This is a genomic window from Enterobacter cloacae complex sp. Mu1197 (genome assembly GCF_040059225.1).
Taxonomy (GTDB): Bacteria; Pseudomonadota; Gammaproteobacteria; order Enterobacterales; family Enterobacteriaceae; genus Enterobacter; species Enterobacter quasiroggenkampii.
Map to the genome: position 1 here is coordinate 3,709,227 of NZ_CP157375.1, position 23,011 is coordinate 3,732,237.

General features: G+C 57.7%; 25 protein-coding genes. 5 read left to right on the top strand and 20 right to left on the bottom strand.

Annotated features, from left to right (window positions below):
* Window positions 1-123: 123 nt before the first annotated feature.
* The 3 genes from ABFV38_RS17375 to ABFV38_RS17385 are packed head-to-tail and all read right to left on the bottom strand — an operon-like array spanning window position 124 to window position 2,375.
* On the bottom strand, window positions 124-345 hold the full coding sequence (locus ABFV38_RS17375) for a non-oxidative hydroxyarylic acid decarboxylases subunit D (RefSeq protein WP_003862116.1): 222 nt from the start codon (window positions 343-345) through the stop codon (window positions 124-126).
* Window positions 346-355: 10 nt separating this feature from the next.
* Complete coding sequence (locus ABFV38_RS17380) at window positions 356-1,783, bottom strand: non-oxidative hydroxyarylic acid decarboxylases subunit C (RefSeq protein WP_008499594.1); 1,428 nt, start codon at window positions 1,781-1,783, stop codon at window positions 356-358.
* A complete protein-coding gene (locus tag ABFV38_RS17385) occupies window positions 1,773-2,375 on the bottom strand; it encodes a non-oxidative hydroxyarylic acid decarboxylases subunit B (RefSeq protein WP_008499595.1) in 603 nt (200 codons plus the stop codon). Before ABFV38_RS17385 ends, ABFV38_RS17380 begins: the two co-directional genes overlap by 11 nt.
* A 172-nt stretch (window positions 2,376-2,547) precedes the next feature.
* Here ABFV38_RS17385 and ABFV38_RS17390 point away from each other — a divergent pair, with 172 nt between their 5' ends.
* Window positions 2,548-2,955, top strand: coding sequence for a MarR family transcriptional regulator (locus ABFV38_RS17390; protein ID WP_023294441.1), 408 nt, complete (start codon window positions 2,548-2,550; stop codon window positions 2,953-2,955).
* Here ABFV38_RS17390 and ABFV38_RS17395 read toward each other — a convergent pair.
* Window positions 2,952-3,839 carry a LysR family transcriptional regulator gene (locus ABFV38_RS17395; RefSeq protein ID WP_348959430.1) on the bottom strand — a complete coding sequence of 296 codons (888 nt, stop codon included), beginning with the start codon at window positions 3,837-3,839 and terminating at the stop codon, window positions 2,952-2,954. The genes ABFV38_RS17390 and ABFV38_RS17395 overlap by 4 nt on opposite strands.
* A 108-nt stretch (window positions 3,840-3,947) precedes the next feature.
* On the opposite strand from ABFV38_RS17395, the gene ABFV38_RS17400 reads away from it, so the two are divergent.
* Both ABFV38_RS17400 and ABFV38_RS17405 read left to right on the top strand, forming a co-directional pair.
* A complete protein-coding gene (locus tag ABFV38_RS17400) occupies window positions 3,948-5,150 on the top strand; it encodes an MFS transporter (protein ID WP_262766780.1) in 1,203 nt (400 codons plus the stop codon).
* Window positions 5,147-5,527, top strand: coding sequence for a DUF4440 domain-containing protein (locus ABFV38_RS17405; RefSeq protein WP_229226468.1), 381 nt, complete (start codon window positions 5,147-5,149; stop codon window positions 5,525-5,527). Before ABFV38_RS17400 ends, ABFV38_RS17405 begins: the two co-directional genes overlap by 4 nt.
* A gap of 52 nt (window positions 5,528-5,579) precedes the next feature.
* On the opposite strand, the gene rpoS is transcribed toward ABFV38_RS17405, so the two are convergent.
* The 13 genes from rpoS to cysG form a co-directional block, all read right to left on the bottom strand.
* A complete protein-coding gene (gene rpoS / locus ABFV38_RS17410; protein ID WP_008499600.1) occupies window positions 5,580-6,572 on the bottom strand; it encodes an RNA polymerase sigma factor RpoS in 993 nt (330 codons plus the stop codon).
* Between the two features lie 59 nt (window positions 6,573-6,631).
* On the bottom strand, window positions 6,632-7,756 hold the full coding sequence (gene nlpD, locus ABFV38_RS17415) for a murein hydrolase activator NlpD (RefSeq protein WP_348957651.1): 1,125 nt from the start codon (window positions 7,754-7,756) through the stop codon (window positions 6,632-6,634).
* Between the two features lie 116 nt (window positions 7,757-7,872).
* Window positions 7,873-8,499 (bottom strand): protein-L-isoaspartate(D-aspartate) O-methyltransferase, encoded by a 627-nt coding sequence (locus ABFV38_RS17420; RefSeq protein ID WP_008499604.1) that lies wholly within the window; start codon window positions 8,497-8,499, stop codon window positions 7,873-7,875.
* Entirely contained in the window at window positions 8,493-9,254 is a 762-nt protein-coding gene (gene surE, locus ABFV38_RS17425; RefSeq protein WP_021241911.1) for a 5'/3'-nucleotidase SurE, read from the bottom strand. The genes ABFV38_RS17420 and surE overlap by 7 nt, the downstream gene beginning before the upstream one ends.
* Window positions 9,235-10,284, bottom strand: coding sequence for a tRNA pseudouridine(13) synthase TruD (truD, locus tag ABFV38_RS17430; RefSeq protein ID WP_045908488.1), 1,050 nt, complete (start codon window positions 10,282-10,284; stop codon window positions 9,235-9,237). Before truD ends, surE begins: the two co-directional genes overlap by 20 nt.
* Window positions 10,281-10,760, bottom strand: a complete 480-nt coding sequence (gene ispF, locus ABFV38_RS17435) for a 2-C-methyl-D-erythritol 2,4-cyclodiphosphate synthase (protein ID WP_008499607.1) — start codon at window positions 10,758-10,760, stop codon at window positions 10,281-10,283. Before ispF ends, truD begins: the two co-directional genes overlap by 4 nt.
* Window positions 10,760-11,470, bottom strand: coding sequence for a 2-C-methyl-D-erythritol 4-phosphate cytidylyltransferase (gene ispD / locus ABFV38_RS17440; protein WP_048029219.1), 711 nt, complete (start codon window positions 11,468-11,470; stop codon window positions 10,760-10,762). The genes ispF and ispD overlap by 1 nt, the downstream gene beginning before the upstream one ends.
* Before the next feature lie 19 nt (window positions 11,471-11,489).
* Complete coding sequence (gene ftsB / locus ABFV38_RS17445) at window positions 11,490-11,801, bottom strand: cell division protein FtsB (RefSeq protein WP_008499609.1); 312 nt, start codon at window positions 11,799-11,801, stop codon at window positions 11,490-11,492.
* Window positions 11,802-11,967: 166 nt separating this feature from the next.
* Window positions 11,968-12,294, bottom strand: coding sequence for a DUF3561 family protein (locus ABFV38_RS17450; protein ID WP_008499610.1), 327 nt, complete (start codon window positions 12,292-12,294; stop codon window positions 11,968-11,970).
* Window positions 12,295-12,352: 58 nt separating this feature from the next.
* On the bottom strand, window positions 12,353-12,958 hold the full coding sequence (gene cysC / locus ABFV38_RS17455) for an adenylyl-sulfate kinase (RefSeq protein WP_021241908.1): 606 nt from the start codon (window positions 12,956-12,958) through the stop codon (window positions 12,353-12,355).
* A complete protein-coding gene (cysN, locus tag ABFV38_RS17460) occupies window positions 12,958-14,382 on the bottom strand; it encodes a sulfate adenylyltransferase subunit CysN (protein WP_048029217.1) in 1,425 nt (474 codons plus the stop codon). Before cysN ends, cysC begins: the two co-directional genes overlap by 1 nt.
* 9 nt (window positions 14,383-14,391) lie before the next feature.
* Window positions 14,392-15,300, bottom strand: a complete 909-nt coding sequence (gene cysD / locus ABFV38_RS17465; RefSeq protein ID WP_006811770.1) for a sulfate adenylyltransferase subunit CysD — start codon at window positions 15,298-15,300, stop codon at window positions 14,392-14,394.
* Between the two features lie 9 nt (window positions 15,301-15,309).
* On the bottom strand, window positions 15,310-16,659 hold the full coding sequence (gene cysG, locus ABFV38_RS17470) for a siroheme synthase CysG (protein WP_348959431.1): 1,350 nt from the start codon (window positions 16,657-16,659) through the stop codon (window positions 15,310-15,312).
* 246 nt (window positions 16,660-16,905) lie between these two features.
* On the opposite strand from cysG, the gene ABFV38_RS17475 reads away from it, so the two are divergent.
* On the top strand, window positions 16,906-17,949 hold the full coding sequence (locus tag ABFV38_RS17475; RefSeq protein ID WP_048029216.1) for an aminopeptidase: 1,044 nt from the start codon (window positions 16,906-16,908) through the stop codon (window positions 17,947-17,949).
* Between the two features lie 98 nt (window positions 17,950-18,047).
* On the opposite strand, the gene cysH is transcribed toward ABFV38_RS17475, so the two are convergent.
* From cysH to cysJ, 3 genes are read right to left on the bottom strand one after another with little or no spacing between them, the layout of a single operon-like run.
* Window positions 18,048-18,782 carry a phosphoadenosine phosphosulfate reductase gene (gene cysH / locus ABFV38_RS17480; protein ID WP_045908483.1) on the bottom strand — a complete coding sequence of 245 codons (735 nt, stop codon included), beginning with the start codon at window positions 18,780-18,782 and terminating at the stop codon, window positions 18,048-18,050.
* A 15-nt stretch (window positions 18,783-18,797) separates the two neighbouring features.
* Complete coding sequence (gene cysI, locus ABFV38_RS17485) at window positions 18,798-20,510, bottom strand: assimilatory sulfite reductase (NADPH) hemoprotein subunit (RefSeq protein ID WP_008499617.1); 1,713 nt, start codon at window positions 20,508-20,510, stop codon at window positions 18,798-18,800.
* Entirely contained in the window at window positions 20,510-22,315 is a 1,806-nt protein-coding gene (gene cysJ, locus ABFV38_RS17490) for an NADPH-dependent assimilatory sulfite reductase flavoprotein subunit (RefSeq protein WP_348957652.1), read from the bottom strand. The genes cysI and cysJ overlap by 1 nt, the downstream gene beginning before the upstream one ends.
* Before the next feature lie 306 nt (window positions 22,316-22,621).
* Between cysJ and queD the strand changes: the two genes are divergently transcribed.
* Complete coding sequence (queD, locus tag ABFV38_RS17495) at window positions 22,622-22,984, top strand: 6-carboxytetrahydropterin synthase QueD (RefSeq protein ID WP_023294450.1); 363 nt, start codon at window positions 22,622-22,624, stop codon at window positions 22,982-22,984.
* Window positions 22,985-23,011 lie beyond the last annotated feature (27 nt).

Genomic DNA, 23,011 nt, shown 5'->3' on the forward strand with positions numbered 1-23,011 from the left:
GCCCGGTGGCGCTGCGCTTACCGGGCGATAACATCGTGCGGTCTTTTTTGCCGGGTGGCGGCTTCGCCTTACCCGGCCTACAAAAACCGTAGGCCCGGTAAGCGCAGCGCCACCGGGCTTTCTTTACAGCAGCGGCGGGATTGTCGGTACCTGCGGCGCCTCATCGATATCCTTCTGCGTCATGCGGAACGCTTCCGGGTAATGTTCGCGGCTGGTACGACGCAACGGTTCGGTATCGCGCCAGGTATACAGACAATGCTGGCACTGATAAACGGTCCAGACCCCTTTCACCGGTGACGTCGCCATCACTTCAATATGCTCATCGGCACAACGTGGACAAATCATCTTTTCCTCCTTATTGGCGTGCTGCCAGCATCGCGGTCAGTTTTTCAGCCCAGGCTTTGGTTTCGGGGAGATCCTGTACCGGCTGGCTATAGTGGCCCCGGGTATCCGGTGCGACAGGCGTGGTGGCATCGATAATCAGTTTGTCGGTAATGCCCGCCGGACTGGATCCTGGATCGAGTTCCAGCACCGACATGTTCGGCAACTGCACCAGATCGCCTGCCGGGTTGACCTTCGACGACAGCGCCCACATCACCTGCGGGAGGTTGAACGGGTCGACATCCTCATCTACCATGATCACCATCTTCACGTAGCCCAGGCCGTGCGGCGTGGTCATGGCGCGCAAGCCGACCGCGCGGGCAAAACCGCCGTAACGCTTTTTGGTGGAGATAATCGCCAGCAGGCCGTGGGTGTACATCGCGTTCACCGCCTGCACTTCCGGGAACTCCGCTTTCAGCTGCTGGTAGAGCGGCACGCAGGTGGCTGGCCCCATCAGATAATCAATCTCGGTCCACGGCATACCGAGATAAAGGGATTCGAAAATCGGTTTGGTGCGGTAAGAAACTTTGTCGATACGCACAACCGTCATGTTACGGCCACCGGAGTAGTGCCCGGTAAACTCGCCAAACGGACCTTCAATTTCGCGCTTGCGGCCTTCAATCACCCCTTCCAGGATCACTTCAGAACCCCACGGTACGTCGAAGCCGGTCAGCGGCGCGGTGGCAATCGGATATGGGCTTTCACGCAGCGCGCCGGCCATTTCATACTCTGACTGGTCGTATTTCAGCGGCGTCGCGCCCATGAGGGTAATGATCGGATCGTTGCCGAGGGTAATGGCAATCGGCAGGTCTTCGCCGCGCTCTTCGGCTTTGTGCAGATGCAGAGCGATATCGTGCATCGGTACCGGCTGCAGGCCGAGCTTGCGCTTGCCCTTCACTTCCATGCGATAGATGCCGACGTTCTGCTTGCCGAAGTTATCCGGGTCGAGCGGATCGCGCGAGACGACGCACGCTTTATCGAGATAGAAACCCCCGTCGCCGTCGTTCAGACGGAACAGCGGCAGAATATCGAACAGGTTAATGTCTTCACCGTCCACCGTATTCTGCGCCCAGGCCGGATTGGCGCGGCGCTCTGGCGCAATCGGGAATTTATCCCAGCGGCGAATAAACTCGTCGATCTGCTTTTTCACCGGCGTGTTCGCAGGCAGCCCCATGGAGATGGCATGGTTCTGCCAGGAGCCGATGGTGTTCATCACCACGCGGGCATCGGTAAACCCGCGAATGTTGTCGAACCACAGCGCGGGCGCGCCGTCACCAATGCGGCCGGTCGCGTTGGCTGCCGCCGCCAGATCCGGCTCGGCGTTTACCTCTTCCTCAATTTTCAGCAGTTGCCCTTGCTCATCGAGCGCCTGCAGGAAGCTTCTCAAATCATCAAATGCCATCTTTATTCTCCTGTGAAAAATGTTTCGCCTCCCGCAACCCGTTCCAGCGGCGCGCCTTTTTATGCTCCAGTCCAAACTGGTCAAGCACGCGGGTCACAATATGCTGGGTAATGTCATCGGCGGTTTGCGGGTGGTTGTAATACGCAGGCATAGGCGGCACCATCGCCACGCCCATGCGGGAGAGCGCAAGCATATTCTCCAGATGAATGGTGCTGAGTGGCGTTTCACGGGGCACCAACACCAGCTTGCGCCCCTCTTTCAGCACCACATCCGCCGCACGGCCCACCAGCCCTTCGGCATAGCCCGCGCGGATCCCGGCCAGCGTTTTCATACTGCAGGGAATGACGATCATGCCATCGGTACGAAACGAACCGGAGGAGATAGTAGCGGCCTGGTCAGCCGGGCTGTGGACGACGTCAGCCAGCGCAGCAACGTCCTGCGCGGTGTAAGGGGTTTCCAGTTCAATGGTGGTTTTTGCCCACTTCGACATCACCAGATGCGTCTCTACTTCCGGCATTTCCCGCAGCGCCTGCAGCAGCGCCACGCCCAGCGGAGCACCCGTTGCTCCCGTCATTCCCACGATTAATCTCATTCAGCACCTCAATCAATTTGTTCGTACACGAACATTATGAGTAAACTACTCCCGGATCGATTTCCTGACAAGATTGTTCGCATACGATCACACGAATTGCTAAAAAATGCCGCGTTAAAATCCAGAGCAAGAGCGGCTATCATAGAGGGAGATTTTTTCCGTCGGAGTGTTCATGGAACTAAGACAAGAGGCGTTCCACCTGTTACGTCAGCTTTTTCAACAGCATACCGCCCAGTGGCAACATGCATTACCGGAGCTGACCAAGCCGCAGTATGCGGTGATGCGCTCTATTGCCGAGCATCCAGGCATCGAACAGGTGGCATTAACTGAAGTCGCGGTCAGCACGAAAGCGACCCTGGCGGAAATGCTGAGCCGCATGGAGGCGCGCGGGCTGGTCAAACGCGAGCACGACCCTGCGGATAAGCGCCGTCGCTTTGTCTTCCTCACGCCAGAAGGTGAGGCCCTGCTTGCAGACTGTAAGCCGGTAGGCAATGAGGTTGATGAGGCCTTTTTAGGCCGTCTAAACAAGGCCGAGCGGGAGCAGTTCTCGGCTCTCATCAAAAAGATGATGCACGATTAATTCACGCTGGTGCGCATAAAATCGATAAAGGTGCGCACTTTCGCTGACACATGCCGGGCATCAGGATAGACCGCATAGATGCCCTGCCGCGCAAAAGTATACCCCGGTAAAACCGTCACCAGCGTTCCCGCATCAAGCGCATCGCGCACCAGCCATTCCGGCAGTAACGCCACGCCACCGCCTGCGAGCGCAAAAGCCATAAGCGCCTGAGCGCTGTCGGCAAACAAACGCGGCGCCTTTTTTATCTCCAGCACGTCAGGCGCACCGCGGGCATCTTTCACCTGCCAGCGCAGCGGCGAGGCTAAGCGTTCGTGGATGATCCAGTCGGCTTGCGCCAGCTGCGCAAGCGAGTCGATCGGGTTTCGCGCAAGCCACTCGGGCGTTGCGACGGGGAGAATAGAAAAATGAGAAATCAGTGCGGCGTGGTTGCGCGAATCGACAAGCGTCCCCAGCCGGATGGCCACGTCAAAGCGCTCCGAGATAAGATCAGCATGCAGTGACGACGAAGCATGTCGTACGCGAAGATCCGGGTGTTGGTGGCTAAATCTGGCCAGCAGCGGCACCACGACCCGGGAGCCATATTCCGGCGTGGTCGTGATCCGCAGTTCGCCGGTGAGCCCCGCATGGTTCGCGCGGACATCATCCTGCAGCCGTTCGGCGTCCTTCAGAAGCGCCACGCTGCGTTGATGAAACAGCACGCCCGCCTCGGTTAACGTCAGTCGACGGGTGGAGCGCAGCAGCAGCGTAACGCCCAGCTCATCTTCAAGCTGGAGAATATTGAAGCTGACGACCGCTTTTGTCAGCCCCATCGCCTCGGCGGCCGCCGTAAAACTGCCGGTGTCGGCCACTGCGATAAACATCTGCGTCCGCTGTAGGTTAATCATCATCTCGCCCGACACTGTCAAAATATTTTTGACAGTATATCGCGCTTTGTCAGGTTTATCCGTGATTCCCGAGCCGATACGATACGCCACCTCACCGGAGGATCCACCATGACGTATCGCAGCAAAATTGCCGTTGTCTATCTGCTGGGCTTTTTTCTTGATTTGATCAACATGTTTATTGCCAGCGTCGCCTTTCCGGCAATGGCTCACGCCTTTACTGCCACGCCTTCTGCGCTTGCCTGGGTCAGTAACGGGTATATTGCCGGTCTGACGCTGGTGATCCCGTTCAGCAGCGTGCTCACGCGCCGCATCGGGCCAAAGCGCGTCATCCTGCTTTCGCTTTTTCTGTTCAGTGCCGCCTCTGCTGCGGCAGGCACGTCGGCAACGCTTGAGAGTCTGATCGCCTGGCGAGTGCTTCAGGGCGCAGGAGGAGGCTTACTGATCCCGGTCGGACAGGCGCTGACCTGGCAACAGTTCAGGCCGCACGAGCGGGCCCGACTCTCCTCAGCGGTGATGCTGGTTGCGTTGCTTGCCCCGGCCTGCTCCCCGGCTGTCGGCGGCATGCTGGTGCAGACGCTGGGCTGGCGATGGATCTTTTTCGCCACTCTCCCGCTGGCTATCGTGACCTTTATTCTGGCCTGTCTGTGGCTTAAACACGAAAAACCCACGATGAACGCGGCCAGACTGCTAAACCTGACCTTGCTCGCGGACCCGCTTTTGCGTTTTTCCATGCTTGTCTATTTATGCGTCCCCGGCATATTTATTGGGGTGAACGTCACGGGCATGTTTTATCTTCAGCACGAGGCGAACATGAGCCCAGCCGCAACGGGAATGCTCATGCTGCCGTGGTCTGTGGCATCGTTTCTCGCCATCACGGCGACGGGACGTTATTTTAACCGTATCGGCCCCCGGCCGCTGATCGTCATCGGCTGCCTGTTGCAGGCGGCGGGTATTCTGCTTTTGATTGACGTCAGCTCGTCAACACTGTTGCCTGCCGTCGCGTTTACCCTGATGGGCGCGGGAGGAAGCCTGTGCAGCAGTACGGCTCAGAGCAGCGCGTTTCTGACAATGCGCCGGGACGAGATGCCGGATGCCAGCGCGCTGTGGAATCTCAATCGTCAGCTGAGCTTTTTTGCCGGTGCCCTGCTGCTTGCGCAGGTGCTGAACCTGGCGCAGGCGTGGCTGACACCTCACGCCGCCTGGCACGGGATGTTTATTTTTGCTGCAGGCATGACCTTGCTGCCTGTACTGTACGTTTTTCGTCTTAACAATACGCAGGTGCTAAACCCGCTGCGACAGGAGAATACATGACGCCTTTCGAACACGACATTATCGACCTCCACATTGCGCTTGAAGACTGGTTAGGCAAAGGTGATGGCGATCCGGATGCCCTGCTCGCCCGTTTCCGTCCCGATTTTCTGATGATCCCGCCGGGCGGTGTGCAGATCGACTATCGCGGCCTGGCCAGTTTTCTGGAAAAACAGCGCGGAAGCCGTCCCGGGCTGAAAATTGTCATTGACGAATTAACCACGATCCAAAGCGGCGAACGGGGTGCTGTGCTTCACTACCGGGAGACGCAAACCCGTCCAGACCTGCCCGTCAACGTGCGCTGGTCGACCGCGGTGCTCAGTCAGGAAGGCGACAAAATAACGTGGCGTCTGCTGCACGAGACGGCGGCACAGCCGTAACACAAAAGAAAAAGGCCCGTCTCACGACGGGCCTTTTTTGACGAAAGGTTGCTTATTCGCGGAACAGCGCTTCGATATTCAGACCTTGCCCCTGCAGGATTTCACGCAGGCGGCGCAGACCTTCAACCTGAATCTGACGAACACGTTCACGGGTCAGGCCAATTTCACGGCCGACGTCTTCCAGTGTCGCAGCTTCATACCCCAGTAAACCGAAACGACGTGCCAGCACTTCACGCTGTTTGGCGTTCAGTTCGAACAGCCATTTGACGATGCTCTGTTTCATGTCATCGTCCTGCGTGGTGTCTTCCGGACCGTTATCTTTTTCATCGGCCAGGATGTCCAGCAGCGCTTTTTCGGAGTCGCCACCCAGCGGGGTGTCAACGGAGGTAATGCGCTCGTTGAGACGCAGCATACGGCTTACGTCATCAACCGGTTTATCGAGTTGTTCGGCAATTTCTTCTGCGCTTGGCTCGTGGTCCAGTTTATGGGACAACTCGCGTGCGGTGCGCAGATAAACGTTCAACTCTTTGACGATATGGATCGGCAGGCGGATCGTACGGGTCTGGTTCATAATAGCCCGTTCGATGGTCTGACGAATCCACCAGGTCGCGTAGGTTGAGAAACGGAACCCGCGTTCCGGGTCAAACTTCTCAACTGCGCGGATGAGACCTAAGTTGCCCTCTTCAATCAGATCCAGCAGAGCCAGACCACGATTGCCGTAACGGCGGGCAATTTTCACGACCAGTCGCAGGTTACTTTCAATCATGCGACGACGCGAGGCGACATCACCACGCAAAGCACGACGTGCGAAATAGACTTCTTCTTCGGCCGTTAGCAGTGGGGAGTAACCAATCTCCCCAAGGTAAAGCTGAGTCGCGTCCAGTACACGCTGTGTGGCACCCTGCGATAACAGCTCTTCTTCAGCCAAATCGTTATCACTGGGTTCCTCTTCTACTAAGGCTTTTTCGTCAAAAGCCTCTACTCCGTTCTCATCAAATTCCGCGTCTTCATTTAAATCATGAACTTTCAGCGTATTCTGACTCATAAGGTGGCTCCTACCCGTGATCCCTGAACGAGACACCCTGGCTGGCATGCCCCGTCAAATTATCGCTGCGGCAAATACTGCAGCGGGTTTACGGATTTCCCCTTGTAACGAATTTCAAAATGCAAGCGTGTAGAACTGGTTCCGGTGCTACCCATGGTAGCGATTTTTTGCCCCGCCTTAACTTCTTGTTGTTCCCGGACCAGCATTGTGTCGTTATGGGCGTAGGCACTCAGGTAATCATCGTTATGTTTGATGATAATAAGATTACCGTAACCGCGCAGAGCGTTACCGGCATACACAACGCGTCCATCTGCGGTCGCGATGATAGCCTGTCCTTTACTCCCTGCGATATCGATCCCTTTATTTCCCCCTTCGGAGGAAGAGAAGTTTTCGATAACCTTGCCGTCAGTCGGCCAGCGCCATGCAGAAATCGGCGAACTGGAGGTCATACTGCTGGCAGTCGGTTCAGTAGAGCTAACCACAGGTGCCGTAACCGGTGCTGTGACAGCAGTCGCAGTCCCTTTATTATTCGGCAACATTTTGTTAGCAGTCTGATCACCTGAATCCTCAGAATACGTAATTACAGGTTGTGAAGCAACCACCGTGGTGGATTTTTGTGCAGGCTTAACGCTGTTATTTTGAGCCGTCACATCGGCCGCTGAAACCGTGTTGCCAGGCGTAAGCGGCGTGCCCGTCGCGTTGCCCACCTGGAGCGTTTGCCCGACTTCCAGACCATATGGGGCCTGGACGTTGTTGCGCTGCGCGAGGTCACGGAAATCGTTCCCGGTGATCCACGCAATGTAGAACAGCGTATCACCGCGTTTCACGGTATAGGTGCTGCCACCGGTGTAGCTACCTTTCGGAATGTTCCCATACTGGCGGTTATAGACTATGCGGCCATTTTGGGTCTGAACAGGCTGTTCAACTGGCTGAACCTGCATTGGCTGTGTAACAGGATGTTGCACAGACTGAATTTGTGGTGTTTGCTGCGGCGCAGCCGTCCCCATTTTAGGTGGCGGCGTGATTAACATTCCGCTGGACGTGTTACCGGAGCCGCTGTTTCCGCCGACGGAACTGACGGGCGCAGGCGCGTTGTTAGAACTTGTACAGCCTGCCAGCCAGAGCGAAACCAGTGATAATGCCGCAACACGGCTGATGGTGAATTTAGGGCTTCCCGCGCTCATTTATCCCCCAGGAATGTGTTAACTACCAGTGACTTAAAATTTACCGTGATGGCACGAATCTTTCGCGCCACACCATACGCTGAATTTGCCTTAATAACCCTGGATAATTCCGAGTCTCAGGCCAACTCCCCCTTCACCAGAGGCACAAAGCGCACGGCTTCCACGGTGTCGATAATAAACTCGCCGCCGCGCCGACGAACGCGCTTCAACAGCTGCTGCTCGTCCCCGACAGGCAGAACCAGAATGCCCCCCTCATCCAGCTGCGACAACAGGGCTGCTGGAATTTCAGGCGGGGCCGCCGTCACGATGATCGCGTCAAACGGGGCACGAGCCTTCCAACCCTGCCATCCATCACCGTGTCGTGTCGAAACATTATGTAAATCAAGTTGTTTCAGGCGACGACGCGCCTGCCACTGTAAACCTTTGATCCGCTCAACGGAGCAAACATGATGCACCAGATGCGCCAGGATCGCGGTCTGATACCCCGACCCGGTGCCAATCTCCAGCACGCGGGAGTCGGGCGTCAGCTCCAGCAGCTCCGTCATGCGAGCCACCATGTAAGGCTGCGAAATCGTCTGGCCCTGCCCGATGGGCAGCGCCACGTTTTCCCACGCTTTGTGTTCAAACGCCTCGTCTACAAATTTCTCACGCGGAACCAGGGCGAGCGCTTCAAGCACGTGCTCGTCGCGGATCCCCTGCGCGCGTAGTTGTTCCAGAAGAGTTTGTACACGTTTGTTTACCATTGCGCGTTCACTCCTGCGCGATCCAGCCAGCCCGACACCACATCATGCGCGCTATACGCGGTTAAATCTACGTGCAGCGGGGTAACCGAAACATAGCCTTCCTCCACGGCGGCAAAGTCGGTATCCGGACCCGCATCGCACTTATCGCCGGGAGGGCCGATCCAGTAAAGCGTGTTGCCGCGCGGATCCTGCTGCGGGATCACCTGATCGGCAGGATGTCGACTCCCGCAACGGGTGACGCGGATGCCTTTAATTTCATCAAGAGGAAGATCCGGCACGTTGATGTTGAGGATGCGTCCGGTACGCAACGGCTCGCGGCCGAGCGCCCGCAGGATCGAACAGGTCACCGCGGCGGCGGTGTCGTAGTGCGTGTAGCCGTTCAACGAGACCGCCAGCGCCGGGAACCCCAGGTGACGTCCTTCCATTGCGGCCGCCACGGTGCCGGAGTAAATCACGTCATCGCCGAGGTTAGGCCCGGCGTTAATGCCGGAGACGACGATATCCGGACGCGGCCGCATCAGCGCGTTCACGCCCAGAAAAACACAGTCGGTTGGCGTGCCCATCTGTACGGCAATATCGCCATTTTCAAAGGTAAAGGTGCGAAGCGACGACTCCAGCGTCAGCGAGTTAGACGCTCCACTGCGGTTACGATCGGGTGCCACGACCTGCACATCCGCAAACTCACGGAGGTGTTTCGCCAGGGTCTGAATGCCTGGCGCGTGGATCCCGTCATCGTTACTCAGCAATATTCGCATAATCACCCGAGGTGTTGATTAGTTCCCTGACAACACTGGTGGCAAAGCTGCCTGCCGGCAGCCAGAAGCGTAACTCGACGGTCACGTCATCCCACCAGTTCCAGCTTAACTGCTGCGGATAGAGCAGCATCGCGCGGCGTGCCGCGTCGACTTTTTCCCGCACCAGCAAGGACTGCAATTCTGGCGCATCCGCCACGGCTGACTGCTCGGCGGCCAGCGCGTCGCCCTGTGTTCCCCAGTCGCCCGTACCGGGCAACGCAGCGGTGATCAGCAGCCCTTTTGCGTCCACGCGCGACTGGACATCGGCCATCTCTTCGGCCGTTGCCACAAACCAGCTTCCGCGTCCCGCTAATTGTAGCGCATCGCCAACAACAACTTGATTCGCGTCCGGTTTTTTCAGCCTTTCGCTCACAATCTGATTAAACAACGCACTGCGGGCCGCCGACAACCAAAAACTGCGTTTATTCCTGTCCCGCACCGGCGCGTCGCTTTGCGCCCAGCGCAGTGCGCCCTGCAGGTTGCTGCCGCCAATGCCGAAACGTTGCGCGCCAAAGTAGTTCGGTACGCCGCGGTCGCTGATGGCGTTCAGACGTTTTTCAACGTCTTCACGGTCAGTCACTTCGCGCAGCACCAGCGTAAACGCGTTGCCTTTCAACGCCCCCAGACGCAGTTTGCGCTTGTGGCGGGCATATTCCAGTACCTTACAGCCCTCAAGCTCAAATTTGCTTAAATCAGGCATCGTATTGCCGGGAACGCGCGCGCAGAGCCACTGTTCGGTGACGGCGTGTTTATCTTTCTGCCCGGCAAAGCTCACCTCGCGGGCATGAATTTTGAGAAATTTTGCCAGCGCGTCGGCCACAAAGCGGGTATTGCAGCCATTTTTCAGAATACGCACCAGGATATGTTCGCCTTCGCCATCCGGCTCAAAGCCCAGATCCTCGACCACGAGGAAATCTTCAGGGCTGGCTTTCAGCACCCCGTTCCCCTGCGGTTTGCCATGCAGATATGTCAGGTTGTCGAAGTCTGTCATTTGCTCGCCTTCACCAGCAGCGCCACGGCTTCACAGGCAATCCCTTCGCCACGACCGGTGAAGCCCAGCTTCTCAGTCGTCGTCGCTTTGACGTTCACGTCGTCCATATGGCAGCCCAGATCTTCTGCGATAAACACGCGCATCTGCGGAATGTGCGGCAGCATTTTCGGGGCCTGGGCGATAATCGTCACGTCGACGTTGCCAAGGGTGTAGCCTTTCGCCTGGATGCGGCGCCACGCTTCGCGCAGCAGTTCACGGCTGTCTGCCCCTTTAAACGCCGGGTCGGTGTCCGGGAACAGCTTGCCGATATCACCCAGTGCGGCCGCGCCCAACAGCGCGTCGGTCAGCGCATGCAGCGCCACGTCGCCATCAGAATGCGCCAGCAGCCCTTTTTCATAAGGAATGCGCACGCCGCCAATGATAATTGGGCCTTCACCGCCAAAGGCGTGTACATCAAAACCGTGTCCAATTCGCATTATGCCTTCTCCTGATGGGTCAAACGGGTAAGATAAAATTCCGCGAGCTGTAAATCTTCCGGACGCGTCACTTTAATATTATCAGCACGTCCTTCAACAAGCGTTGGGTGGAAACCGCAGTACTCCAGCGCAGAGGCTTCGTCCGTAATGGTCGCACCTTCGTTAAGCGCGCGCGTTAAGCAGTCGTGGAGTAATTCGCGGGGGAAAAATTGCGGCGTCAGCGCGTGCCATAGATCGACGCGATCGACGGTGTGGGCGATAGCCCGTTTGCCCGGCTCGGCACGCTTCATGGTGTCGCGCACGGGGGCGGCCAGAATGCCACCCACTTTGCTGGTTTCGCTCAACGCCAGCAGGCGAGCGAGATCGTCCTGATGCAGACACGGACGCGCCGCGTCATGCACCAGCACCCACGGCGCGTTACCGGCAGCCTGAATGCCTGCCAGCACGGAATCGGCGCGCTCGGCACCGCCATCGACAACGGTAATCTGTGGATGATTTGCCAGCGGTAGCTGCGCGAAGCGCGCATCGCCCGGGCTGATAGCGATGATCACCCGCGTCACCCGCGGGTGCGCCAGCAGCGCCGCCACGGCGTGCTCAAGGATCGTTTTATCGCCAATAGAGAGGTATTGCTTGGGACATTCTGTCTGCATGCGCCGGCCAAAACCTGCGGCCGGCACCACGGCGCATACGTCCGAAAAAGTTACTGCCATGTCGTAATCCTGGGCCTGATTATCGATTGTTTTGTGCTGAGCCCTGATTGCGTTTAGACGCATCCGGAACCAGACGATAAAAGGTTTCGCCCGGCTTAGTCATACTGAGTTCATTGCGTGCGCGTTCCTCAATCGCCTCTTGCCCGCCATTGAGGTCATCAATTTCAGCGAAGAGTTGATCGTTTCGCGCCTTAAGTTTGGCGTTTGTTGCCTGCTGAGCCGCGACGTCATCGCTCACCCGGCTATAGTCGTGCAGTCCGTTCTTACCGAACCACAGCGAATATTGCAGCCAGATTAGCAAAGCCAGCAACAGCAGCGTTAGTTTACCCATCCTGCCCCCTGAAAAACGGCATCATCATCCCAAGACTTCCCCAGAGCACTACGCCGGGGTAACAGAGATGCCGCAACATCGCGGGCAAATGTACCACATTTTTTCCGCAGAATCGTCCTGCTCAATATCGTTACACAGTTGGTTACGGTTTGAATTATGGCTGAAGTTAGCCCATGAGCCACAAAAATAACAGACCAAACATCAGAACCACCGTCACAATCGTGACCACGGTACTGTAGAGCAGCTTGCCATTGAGCAGCGAGTGCAGCGCAATGCCGACGACAACCGCCACGGGCATCAGCGCCAGAAAGAAAGGCCAGGTGTAGAGAAAGAAGAACAGCGTGTTGCCGCCGTAGATAAGAAACGGGATACCCAGCGCCAGCAACCATGAGACGAAGCCAATGATGGCCCCAGGAAATGACCAGGTCGTTTCGTCGTCGGTCGCAAGCGGCTCCGACCCGGTAGTGGTAATGTAATGTTCACTGTTGCGCATAGCTAGTCCTGTGACCGTGACTCATCGTTCGGGAAGACAGCTCCCGAACGATACCGTCTCAGGATCTGATAATATCGTCCCGTCTGAGCAGGTCTAATAATTGGCTTACTAAATTTGTTACCAATTGTTGACCCTCCAGGTGAATTTCAGGCGATTCAGGCGCTTCGTAGACCGCGTCAATTCCGGTGAAGTTGCGCAGCTCCCCGGCACGCGCTTTTTTGTACAGCCCTTTCGGGTCGCGCGCTTCGCAAACCTCCAGCGGCGTATCCACAAACACTTCAATAAAGCGATCCTGACCGACGCGTTCGCGCACCATCTGGCGCTCGGCGCGGTGGGGAGAGATAAACGCGGTCAGCACCACCAGCCCGGCGTCGGCCATCAGGCTGGCGACTTCCCCGACCCGGCGGATGTTCTCTTTGCGGTCGTCGTCGCTGAACCCTAAATCGCTACACAGGCCATGGCGCACGTTGTCGCCATCCAGCAGGTACGTGCTTACGCCCTGCTGATGCAATGCCTCTTCCAGCGCGCCCGCCACCGTCGATTTACCCGAGCCGGACAGCCCGGTAAACCACAGCACAACCCCACGGTGACCGTGGAGCTGTTCGCGCTGGGCGACGGTGACCGGATGAGGATGCCAGACGACGTTCTCATCATGCGCGGCCATTACTTGCCTCCCAGCAGATCGCGCGCGCCCCAGTGCGGGAAGTGTTTACGCACCAGCGCATTCAGTTCCAGCTCAAAAGCGCTGAATTCAGAGGCCACAGCAGCCTGTTTAATCGGTTCACGTACCATACCGGCACCGACGGTAACGTTGGTCAGCCTGTCGATAAAGATAAGCCCGCCCGTCACCGGGTTCTGCTGATACGGATCCAGCACCAGCGGTTCGTCGAAGGTCAGATCGACCAGACCAATACCGTTCAGCGGCAGCTCGGTAACTTCGCGCTGGGTCAGATTGTTGATGTCCACCTGGAACTGAATACCGTCCACGCGGGCGCGGGTCTTCTTGCCGGCAATTTTGATGTCGTAGCTCTGGCCCGGCGTCAGCGGTTGCTCCGCCATCCACACCACATCCACGGAAGCCCCCTGTACGGCGGCCAGGGTTTCCTGGGCATCCACCAGCAGATCGCCCCGGCTGATATCAATCTCGTCTTTCAGCACCAGCGTAACCGCTTCACCGGCGCCCGCCTCCTGCAGATCACCGTCGAAGGTGACGATACGGGCGATGGTCGATTCCACGCCGGATGGCAGCACCTTGACGCGCTGACCGACCTTCACGGAGCCTGACGCAAGGGTGCCGGAGAAACCGCGGAAGTCGAGGTTAGGACGGTTGACGTACTGCACCGGGAAGCGCATCGGCTGGGTGTCGACCACGCGCTGGATTTCAACCGTTTCCAGCACTTCCAGCAGCGTCGGGCCGCTGTACCACGGCATGTTCGCGCTCTGGGAGGCGACGTTATCCCCTTCCAGCGCCGAGAGCGGCACAAAGCGGATATCCAGGTTGCCCGGCAGCTGTTCGGCAAAGGTCAGATAGCTCTGGCGGATCTCCTCGAACTTCTCTTCGCTGAAGTTCACCAGATCCATCTTGTTGACCGCCACCACCAGGTGTTTGATCCCCAGCAGCGTGGAGATAAAGCTGTGGCGACGGGTCTGATCCAGCACGCCTTTACGCGCGTCGATCAGCAGGATCGCCAGGTCGCAGGTCGACGCGCCGGTCGCCATATTACGGGTGTACTGTTCGTGCCCCGGGGTGTCGGCGATAATAAATTTGCGTTTCTCGGTAGAGAAATAGCGGTAGGCCACGTCGATAGTGATGCCCTGCTCGCGCTCCGCCTGCAGGCCATCCACCAGCAGCGCCAGATCCAGCTTTTCACCCTGGGTACCGTGACGCTTACTGTCATTATGCAGGGAAGAGAGCTGATCTTCGTAAATCTGGCGCGTATCGTGCAGCAGGCGGCCAATCAGGGTGCTTTTCCCGTCATCCACGCTGCCGCAGGTCAGAAAACGCAGCAGACTTTTGTGTTGTTGCGCATGCAGATACGCTTCCACGCCACCTTCTTTGGCAATTTGTTGAGCAATAGTGGTGTTCATGGCGGCTCCTTAGAAATAACCCTGACGTTTCTTCAGCTCCATGGAGCCTGCCTGGTCGCGGTCAATCACGCGCCCCTGTCGCTCGCTGGTGGTCGATACCAGCATCTCTTCGATGATCTCCGGCAGCGTCTGCGCGCTGGATTCCACCGCGCCGGTCAGCGGCCAGCAGCCGAGGGTGCGGAAACGGACCATCTGTTTTTTGATCACTTCGCCCGGCTGCAGGTCGATGCGATCGTCGTCGATCATCATCAGCATGCCGTCGCGCTCCAGCACAGGGCGCTCGGCAGCCAGATACAGCGGAACGATTTCGATGTTTTCCAGATAGATGTACTGCCAGATATCCAGCTCGGTCCAGTTAGAGAGCGGGAAGACGCGAATGCTTTCGCCTTTGTTAATCTGACCGTTGTAGTTGTGCCACAGCTCCGGACGCTGGTTTTTGGGGTCCCAGCGGTGGAAGCGGTCGCGGAAGGAGTAGATACGCTCTTTAGCGCGTGATTTCTCTTCGTCACGACGCGCGCCGCCGAAGGCCGCATCAAAACCGTATTTGTTCAGCGCCTGCTTCAGCCCTTCGGTCTTCATGATATCGGTGTGTTTGGCGCTGCCGTGCACGAACGGGTTAATGCCCATCGCCACCCCTTCCGGGTTTTTATGCACCAGCAGCTCGCAGCCGTAGGCTTTCGCGGTACGATCGCGGAACTCGTACATCTCGCGGAATTTCCAGCCGGTATCCACGTGCAGCAGCGGGAACGGCAGCGTACCTGGATAAAACGCTTTACGCGCCAGATGCAGCATGACGCTGGAATCTTTACCGATGGAGTACATCATCACCGGGTTAGAAAACTCGGCGGCCACTTCGCGGATGATATGGATACTTTCCGCTTCGAGCTGCCGCAGGTGTGTAAGACGTTTTTGGTCCATAACCGTTCCTTAAGCCAAATTTACAACAGAAGAACCAAAGCCTTCTGTATCGGTTGTGTGCTGAAACCAGGCGAGCGTGCTGTGCAGCTGCACCACTTCCCCCACCACGATCAGGGCGGGCATAGGGGCGTCTTTCGCCAGGGTTGCAAGATGTTCCAGGGTGCCCGTCGCAACGTGCTGATCGACGCGCGTGCCGCGAGAAATGACGGCAACGGGCGTCGTCGCCTCGCGACCGTGCTGAATAAGCTGTTCGCTGATGTCCGCCGCCTTCATCGTGCCCATGTATATCGCCAGCGTCTGGCGGCTCTGGGCGAGATGCGACCAGTCAAACGGCGTGCTGTCCGCCTTATAGTGGCCGGTCACAAAGGTGACGCTCTGGGCGTAATCGCGGTGGGTCAACGGGATACCGGCGTAAGCCGTCACCGCAGAGGCCGCCGTGATGCCGGGCACCACCTGGAACGGTATGCCCGCTTCGGCCGCCGCCTGCAGCTCTTCGCCGCCGCGACCGAAGATAAACGGATCGCCCCCCTTCAGGCGCACCACGGTTTTGCCCGCTTTGGCGGCGTCAACCAGCATCTGGTTGGTATCGTGCTGCGGCACAGAGTGCTCGCCTGCCCGTTTGCCGACGCAGATTTGCTCCGCGTCACGACGGATCAGCTCGCGCACGCCGTCGGTGACCAGATGGTCGTAGAACACCACGTCCGCGTCCTGCAGCACCTGCAGGCCGCGCAGCGTCAGAAGCCCGGCATCGCCCGGCCCCGCGCCCACCAGAATGATCTCCCCGCCGGTGCTGCCGGGGTTATCCAGTTCGTCTTCAAGAATTTTCTGCGCCGCTGTCTCATTACCGGCATGCATCAGGCTGGCAAAGCGGCCGCGAAACACGCGCTCCCAGAAGCGACGGCGTTCCGTCACGCTGGTCAGGCGGGTTTTCAGATGGTTGCGCCAGTAGCTGGCTTTCTCAGCCATCCGCCCGAGGCTGGTCGGCAGTAGCGCTTCGATTTTTTCCCGCAGCACGCGCGCCAGCACCGGTGCGGTCCCGCCGGAGGAGATCGCCACCAGCAGCGGCGAGCGGTCAACGATCGACGGGAAAATAAACGAGCATAAAGGCTGGTCGTCCACCACGTTCACCAGGCGGTAACGGGCCTGAGCGGCGTCGGAGATCCGCCGGTTGAGGTCACGATCTTCGGTCGCCGCAATCACCAGCACGACGCTATCGATTTGTGACTCGCGAAAATCTGCCTCTGCAACGACCTGCACCTGCGCCCCTGCGCGCTGCAGAAACGCAATTTTGCGATCGGCGATTTCACCCGTGCCAACAACCAGCACCGGTTTCTCTTTAATCGCAGCAAATAAGGGCAGATAGTCCACAAGCAACAACTCACTAACAACGAGGAATAGAGGGACTATAGGGGGCGGCTTAGACCGAATGAAATTACGAATTGGAATGAGTAGTTACTCAATGGAATAACGCGATGAAAATGCTAATACCAAAAAGTGCTTAACACGCGATATTTCGGGCATTTAAGAGCAATTCAAATTGTGTATGGACGATCACAGTTTCATACTAGGCGGGTGACTATTTTGCTCTGTTTTTAAGGACTCACTATGTTTTCCGCAACGCGCCACCGTATTGCTGCCCTGGCGCTCGGCGTTTGCTTTATTCTTCCCGCTCAGGCAAAAAACCAACCTTATGGTGAAATCGCCAATATGCAGGCGCGGCATATTGCCACCGTTTTCCCCGGTCGCATGACCGGATCGCCTGCGGAAATGCTCTCTGCAGACTATCTTCGCCAGCAGTTTGCCGACATGGGTTATCAGAGCGATATCCGGTCGTTTCACAGCCGCTACGTCTATACCTCCCGAAATAAAACGAAAAACTGGCATAACGTGACCGGCAGTACGGTGATTGCGGCCCACGAAGGCACCGCAAAAGAGCAAATTATTATTATGGCGCACCTTGATACCTACGCCCCGATGAGTGACGCCGATACGGATAATAATCTTGGCGGGCTGACGCTGCAGGGCATGGACGACAATGCCGCAGGCCTCGGCGTGATGCTCGAACTGGCCGAGCGGATGAAAGATATTCCCACCCAATATGGCATTCGTTTTGTTGCCACCAGCGGCGAAGAAGAGGGCAAACTCGGCGCTGAGAATCTCCTTAAGCGCATGAGCGCTGAGGAGAAGAAAAATACGCTGCTGGTGATTAACCTCGACAACCTGATCGTCGGCGACAAGCTCTATTTCAACAGCGGGCAGAGTACGCCGGGTACCGTGCGGAAACTGACGCGCGACCGGGCCCTGGCGATAGCCCGCAGCCATGGTGTTTATGCCACCAGCAACCCTGGCGGTAACCCGGATTATCCACGAGGCACAGGCTGCTGCAACGACGGGGAAGTGTTCGATAAGGCGGGCATTCCGGTGCTGTACGTGGAAGCGACAAACTGGGCGCTGGGCAAAAAAGATGGCTACCAGCAGCGGGCTAAATCGAAGGCCTTCCCGGACGGGACGAGCTGGCACAACGTGATGCTGGACAATCAGCAGCACATCGATCGCGCGCTGCCGCAGCGGATTGAGCACCGCAGTCGTGATGTGGTGAAGGTGATGCTGCCGCTGGTGAAAGAGCTGGCGAAAGCGGGGAAAGCCTGAGGCCGTTAAGCCCGGTGGCGGCTACGCCTTACCGGGCCTACATAGGGAACGAGCCTTTGTTGGCCCGGTAAGCGCAGCGCCACCGGGCAAAAAGGTTATCACCCTTCGTGCAACCCGCACTCGCGCTTCAGCCCGAAGAATCGCGTCTCTTCTTCCGCCATTCCCGGTTCCCACTTACGCGTGGTGTGGGTATCGCCCACCGACAGATAGCCCTGGTCCCACAGCGGATGGTATTTCAGCCCGTGCTTTTGCAGGTACTGATACACCGTCCGGTTATCCCAGTCGATAATCGGCAGCACTTTAAAGACCCCGCGCTGGACCGCCAGTACCGGTAAGGTTGCCCGGCTACCGGACTGCTCGCGGCGCAGACCCGCAAACCACGTCTGCGCATTAAGCTCTTTCAGCGCCCGGTTCATCGGCTCAACTTTGTTAATCTCATTGTACTTCTCAATGCCCTCAACGCCCTGCTCCCACAGCTTGCCGTAGCGCGCCTCCTGCCAGGCCGCGCTCTCCGTCGCGCGGTAAACTTTGAGGTTCAGCCCGAGCTTGTCCGTCAGCTCATCAATGAACTGGTAGGTTTCCGGGAACAGGTAGCCGGTGTCGGTGAGGATCACCGGAATGTCCGGACGGATCTGATTCACCAGATGCAGACTGACCGCAGCCTGAATACCAAAGCTCGACGAGAGCACATACTCTCCCGGCAGGTTTTCCAGCGCCCATGCCACGCGCCCTTCGGCGTCCAGCTTTTCAAGGTGGGCATTGGTTTCTGCCAGCGCCAGAATGCGTTCGACTTTTGGCAGGTCATTTAGGGCGTTTAGATCGAGTACGGACATAATTACCTCTCGTGTTTACTCCCAGAAATCCCTGGCGGGATCGAGCACCGGGCGAATGATGCCCGCACGCACCGTAAAGTCGCCGAAGCCTTCACCCGCTTCGCGCTCTTTCGCCCAGCGCCCGACAAGCTCGTCGATGGAATCAAGAATTTCCGGCTCGGTGATGTTCTCGCGGAACATACGTGGGATGCGCGTACCGATACGGTTACCGCCCAGGTGCAGGTTGTAACGACCCGGCGCTTTCCCCACCAGTCCGAGCTCGGCCAGCATCGCGCGACCGCAGCCGTTCGGACACCCGGTGACGCGCATAACAATATGCTCGTCCGGAATGCCGTGTTTTTCCAGAATCGCTTCCACTTTGTCGGTAAACGACGGCAGGAAACGTTCCGCTTCCGCCATCGCCAGCGGACAGGTCGGGAACGACACGCAGGCCATTGAGTTTTCGCGCTGCGGCTTCACCGCATCCATCAACCCATGTTCGCGCGCCAGCTTCTCGATCTTCGCCTTCTGGCTTTCCGGCACGCCGGCAATGATCAGGTTCTGGTTAGCCGTAATGCGGAACTCGCCCTTATGGATCTTCGCAATTTCCAGCAGACCGGTTTTCAGCGGACGCCCCGGATAATCCAGAATACGGCCGTTTTCGATAAACAGCGTCAGGTGCCATTTGTTGTCGATACCCTTCACCCAGCCAATGCGATCGCCGCGCCCGGTGAATTCGTAAGGGCGGATCGGCTCAAACTTGATGCCCGCGCGACGCTCCACTTCCGCTTTGAACGTCTCCACGCCCACGCGCTCCAGGGTGTATTTGGTTTTCGCGTTTTTACGGTCGGTACGGTTACCCCAGTCGCGCTGGGTCGTCACCACCGCTTCCGCCACGGCCAGCGTATGCTCCAGCGGCAGGAAGCCGAACTCGCTGGCGGTACGGGCGTAGGTTTTCTTGTTACCGTGTTCGATGGACAGGCCGCCCCCCACCAGCAGGTTAAAGCCCACCAGCTTGCCGTTTTCGGCAATCGCCACGAAGTTCATGTCGTTGGCGTGCAGGTCGATATCGTTCTGCGGTGGAATAACGACCGTGGTTTTAAACTTACGCGGCAGGTAGGTCTGACCGAGGATCGGCTCTTCGTCGGTGGTCGCGACTTTTTCCTGATCGAGCCAGATCTCTGCATAGGCGCGCGTGCGCGGCAGGAGGTGCTCGGAGATCTTCTTCGCCCACTCGTACGCTTCGGCGTGCAGCTCGGACTCATAAGGATTCGAGGTGCAGAGCACGTTACGGTTCATATCGTTGGCGGTCGCCAGCGCGTCCAGCCCAACGGAGTGCAGCATCTGGTGCACCGGCTTGACGTTCTTCTTCAGAATGCCGTGGAACTGGAAGGTCTGACGGTTGGTCAGACGGATGCTGCCGTAGATCGTGTTTTCACCGGCAAACTTGTCGATCGCCTGCCACTGTTTGGTGGTAATCACCCCGCCCGGCAAACGGCAGCGCAGCAGCATCGCGTGACGCGGCTCCAGCTTCTGCTCTGCACGCTCGGCGCGGATGTCGCGGTCGTCCTGCTGGTACATGCCGTGGAAACGGATCAGCAGGAAGTTGTCGCCTTTGAAACCGCCGGTGAGACCGTCATTCAGATCTTCAGCAATGGTGCCACGCAGATAGTTGCTTTCCAGCTTCATGCGCTCGGCGTCTGTCAGTTTACCTTCGACCACCAGTGGCCCTGGATGTTTTTCGCTCATTAGTAGACATCTCGCTGATAACGGCGCTCAACGCGCAGCTCACTTAAAAATTCGTCCGCCGCTTCGGCATCCATACCGCCGAATTCGGCAATCACTTCCAGCAAAGTCTGCTCAACGTCTTTCGCCATGCGATTGGCGTCGCCGCAGACATAAATGTGGGCACCGTCATTGATCCAGCGCCACAGCTCTGCACCCTGTTCGCGCAGTTTGTCTTGTACGTATACTTTTTCTTTCTGGTCGCGAGACCAGGCCAGATCGATGCGGGTCAGTACGCCTTCTTTCACATAGCGCTGCCACTCGACCTGGTAGAGGAAATCTTCGGTAAAGTGCGGATTGCCAAAGAACAGCCAGTTTTTACCCGGCGCGCCGTCTGCCGCGCGCTGCTGCATAAAGGCGCGGAACGGCGCAATGCCGGTGCCCGGGCCAATCATAATGACCGGCGTTTCCGGGTTTGCCGGCAGGCGGAAGTTATCGTTGTGCTCGATAAAGACGCGCACTTCGCCCTCTTCTTCCACGCGATCCGCCAGGAAGCCTGATGCCCCACCCGTGCGGGCGCGGCCTTCGATATCGTAACGCACCACGCCGACGGTAATATGCACTTCACTCTCCACTTCAGCCTGCGAAGAGGCGATGGAGTACAGGCGCGGGGTGAGCGGGCGCAGCAGGCCGATCAGCGCATCGGCATCCAGCTGAGCCGGAGAGAAGCGCACCATATCGACAATCGGCGTCGTCGCGGCGTAATGCTGCAGCTTCGCCTTGTCGCCCACCAGCGGCAGCAGTGATTCGCTGCGCGTCAAGGTGGCATAATTTTCGACGATATTCGGGGTGTTCACCGTCAGCTCAAAATGCCCCTGCAACGCTTCAGAAAGTGGCTGCGTTTTACCGTCAACGGTGACAGGCTCGTCGCCTTTCAGCCACAGCAGCTCAACCAGCTCTTTCACCAGCGCCGGATCGTTCTGATACCAGACGCCCAGCGCATCGCCAGGCTGATAGCGCAGGCCCGAGTCGCCCAGATCGATTTCGATATGGCGCACATCTTTTTCTGAATCGCGGCCGGTAATTTTCTGGTTCACCGACAGGCTCGCCGTCAGCGGCGCCTCTTTGGTGTACGGGCTGGTGTGGATGTCGTTAACTGCACCCGTCGCGGTGAATGCGGCCTGCGCCGACGTCTCTTTCGGCACGCGCGCTTTTAGCACCTCAACGATGCGTTCACGCCATTCGGCGGCGGCGGCCTGGTATTCAACATCCGCGTCAACGCGGTCCAGCAGGCGCTCCGCGCCCAGCTCCGCCAGCTTGCTGTCGAAGTCTTTGCCGGACTGGCAGAAGAATTCATAGGAGGTATCGCCCAGGCCAAAGACGGCAAACGCCGTGCCATCCAGCTTCGGCGCTTTTTTCGAGAACAGGAACTTATGCAGCGCCACCGCTTCTTCAGCGGGTTCACCTTCACCCTGCGTAGAGGCAACCACCACCAGCAGTTTTTCTGACGCGATTTGCTTAAATTTGTAATCCCCGGCGTTGACCAGGTTCACGTTCAGTTTCGCGGCCAGCAGGTCGTCGCGCAGTGCTTCGGCCACGCGGCGGGCATTGCCCGTCTGCGAGGCGGAAATCAGGGTAATGGCCGGAATTTCAACGGCCGTGGCCGGAGCACCCGCCACAGCGCCAGGCTGCTGATTGAGCATTCCCCAGAAATAACCGGAGACCCAGGCAAGCTGAGTGGGAGAAAAATCAGAGGTGGCAGCCTGAAGGCGCGCCAGTTGCTCCGGGTTCAGGGGAAGCAAATTTGAAGGTGGGGCCTGTGTTGTCATGCGTCGTTATGTTCCAGTAGCCAAGCGGACTTTAAGCGAATAAATCCAAACTGAAGATAAGGTTAACGGCGAGGATAATAACAATTAAAGAAGGGATGGAAATAATAAATAACCAAATGGACTAACCTGTTTTGGTTGTCATGCTTAGCGATAAAACCGATTAAATAACCTTATGAAATAAAAGAACAAAAACCGATAAACACACTGAATACGAGGCGGTTGCCGCTCAGAGCCGTTTTAGTTAATGCTAAAAATTGTGCTTTCCGGTACTATGCGGCGGTTTTTTCCGCATTACTGAGAGCGATCATGTCCACCACACTGTTTAAAGATTTCACCTTCGAAGCCGCCCACCACCTTCCGCATGTCCCTGAAGGGCATAAATGTGGCCGTCTGCACGGGCATTCGTTCATGGTGCGTCTTGAGATCACCGGTGAAGTTGATCCGCATACCGGTTGGATCATGGATTTTGCCGAGCTGAAGGCGGCGTTTAAGCCGACCTACGATCGTCTGGATCACTACTACCTGAATGAGATCCCGGGCCTTGAAAACCCGACCAGCGAAGTGCTGGCAAAATGGATTTGGGATCAGATGAAACCGCGGGTACCGCTGCTGAGCGCGGTGATGATCAAAGAGACCTGCACCGCGGGCTGCATCTATCGCGGGGAGTGATGCTTGCCGGGTGGCGCTGACGCTTAC